Annotated in this window: 1 protein-coding gene; it reads right to left on the bottom strand. The window is 44.9% G+C overall.

Annotation, left to right across the window (positions count from 1 at the left end):
- Positions 1 to 2,474 (bottom strand): hypothetical protein (locus tag A3860_RS41425; RefSeq protein ID WP_216823603.1); only part of this gene is annotated, 2,474 nt, incomplete at both ends.

Raw genomic sequence — 2,474 nt, 5'->3', positions numbered from 1 at the left:
GCATTAAGAGATTTACCATGCCAGATGTACGGCAACTGGTTGTTACAGATAGTAGCAGATTGAGAACCGGTTACTGAACTATTTACAACCAGGGTTAAAGTGACGATAGAATCACAACCAGCAGCACTGGTTAAGGTGTCTTTGTACGTGCCTGCTGCGTTATAGGTGTTGCCATTCCAGGTGTACGGTAATTGGCTTGTACAGATGGTTACAGTTTGTGTACTGGTCTTGGTTGGGTTAATAATTAATGTCAGGGTCACTATCGAATCACAACCCGAAACGCTGATCAGTGTGTCTTTATAAGTGCCAGCTGCGTTATAAGAGTTCCCGTTCCAGAGATACGGTAACTTATTGCTACAGATGGTTGCAGTTTGAGTGCCTGTCAATGTTGCTTTTACTGTCAGTGTGAGGGTTACGATAGAGTCGCACCCAGCCACATTCTTCAGTGTGTCTTTGTAAGTGCCGGCAGCATTAAGTGATTTACCATGCCAGATGTATGGTAACTGGTTGTTACAGATAGTTGCAGATTGCGATCCGGTAACTGAACTGTTTACTGACAGGGTTAAGGTGACGATAGAGTCGCAACCTGCAGCACTGGTTAAAGTATCCTTATAGGTTCCAGCGGCATTTAGAGATTTACCATTCCAGGTGTAAGGCAGTTGATTGTTGCAAATGGCTATTGTTTGAGCACCCGTCTTGGTTGGATTAACATTCAATGTCAGGGTCACTATCGAGTCACAACCCGAAGCACTGATCAAAGTGTCTTTATAAGTTCCGGCTGCGTTATAAGAGTTTCCGTTCCAGAGGTACGGTAATTTATTGCTACAAATGGTTGCAGTTTGAGTTCCTGTCAATGTAGCTTTTACTGTCAGTGTGATGGTTACGATAGAATCGCAACCAGCCGCGTTCTTCAATGTGTCTTTGTAAGTACCGGCAGCATTAAGAGATTTACCATGCCAGATGTACGGCAACTGGTTGTTACAGATAGTAGCAGATTGAGAACCGGTTACTGAACTATTTACAACCAGGGTTAAAGTGACGATAGAATCACAACCAGCAGCACTGGTTAAGGTGTCTTTGTACGTGCCTGCTGCGTTATAGGTGTTGCCATTCCAGGTGTACGGTAATTGGCTTGTACAGATGGTTACAGTTTGTGTACTGGTCTTGGTTGGGTTAACATTCAATGTCAGAGTGACAATTGAGTCGCAACCCGAAGCACTGATCAATGTGTCTTTATAGGTGCCAGCTGCGTTATAAGAGTTCCCGTTCCAGAGATACGGTAACTTATTGCTACAGATGGTTGCAGTTTGAGTGCCTGTCAATGTTGCTTTTACTGTCAGTGTGAGGGTTACGATAGAGTCGCACCCAGCCACATTCTTCAGTGTGTCTTTGTAAGTGCCGGCAGCATTAAGTGATTTACCATGCCAGATGTATGGTAACTGGTTGTTACAGATAGTTGCAGATTGCGATCCGGTAACTGAACTGTTTACTGACAGGGTTAAGGTGACGATAGAGTCGCAACCTGCAGCACTGGTTAAAGTATCCTTATAGGTTCCAGCGGCATTTAGAGATTTACCATTCCAGGTGTAAGGCAGTTGATTGTTGCAAATGGCTATTGTTTGAGCGCCCGTCTTGGTTGGGTTAACATTCAATGTCAGGGTCACGATTGAGTCACAACCCGAAGCGCTGATCAGTGTGTCTTTATAAGTTCCGGCTGCGTTATAAGAGTTCCCGTTCCAGAGATACGGTAGCTTATTGCTACAAATGGTTGCTGTTTGAGTGCCGGTCACGGCTGCCTTTACGGTCAAAGTGAGGGTTACGATAGAATCGCAACCAGCCACGTTCTTTAATGTGTCTTTGTAAGTGCCGGCAGCATTAAGAGATTTGCCATGCCAGATGTATGGCAATTGGTTATTACAGATAGTTGCAGATTGCGATCCGGTAACTGAACTGTTTACAATCAGGGTTAAAGTGACGATAGAGTCGCAGCCAGCGGCACTGGTTAAAGTATCCTTGTAGGTTCCTGCGGTGTTATAGGTGTTGCCGTTCCATATGTATGGTAATTGACTATTACAGATTGTTACCGTTTGAGTGCCAGTTACGGCCGCTTTTACGGTCAAAGTGAGTGTGACAATAGAATCGCAACCAGCTACATTCTTCAATGTGTCTTTGTAAGTGCCGGCGGCGTTAAATGATTTACCATGCCAGATGTATGGTAACTGGTTGTTACAGATAGTTGCAGATTGCGAGCCGGTAACTGAACTGTTTACTGACAGGGTTAAGGTGACGATAGAGTCGCAACCTGCAGCACTGGTTAAGGTATCCATATAAGTTCCAGCCGCATTAAGAGATTTTCCATTCCATGTGTAAGGCAGTTGGTTGTTGCAGATGGTTATGGTTTGTGTACCAGTCACGGCCGCTTTTACAGTGAGTGTGAGCGTGACGATGGAATCGCAACCAGCCGCGTTCTTCAG

Source organism: Niastella vici (assembly GCF_002077945.1).
Lineage (GTDB): Bacteria > Bacteroidota > Bacteroidia > Chitinophagales > Chitinophagaceae > Niastella > Niastella vici.
The sequence above is the reverse complement of the archived record's forward strand: the minus strand, read 5'-3'. Positions and strand labels throughout refer to the sequence as shown.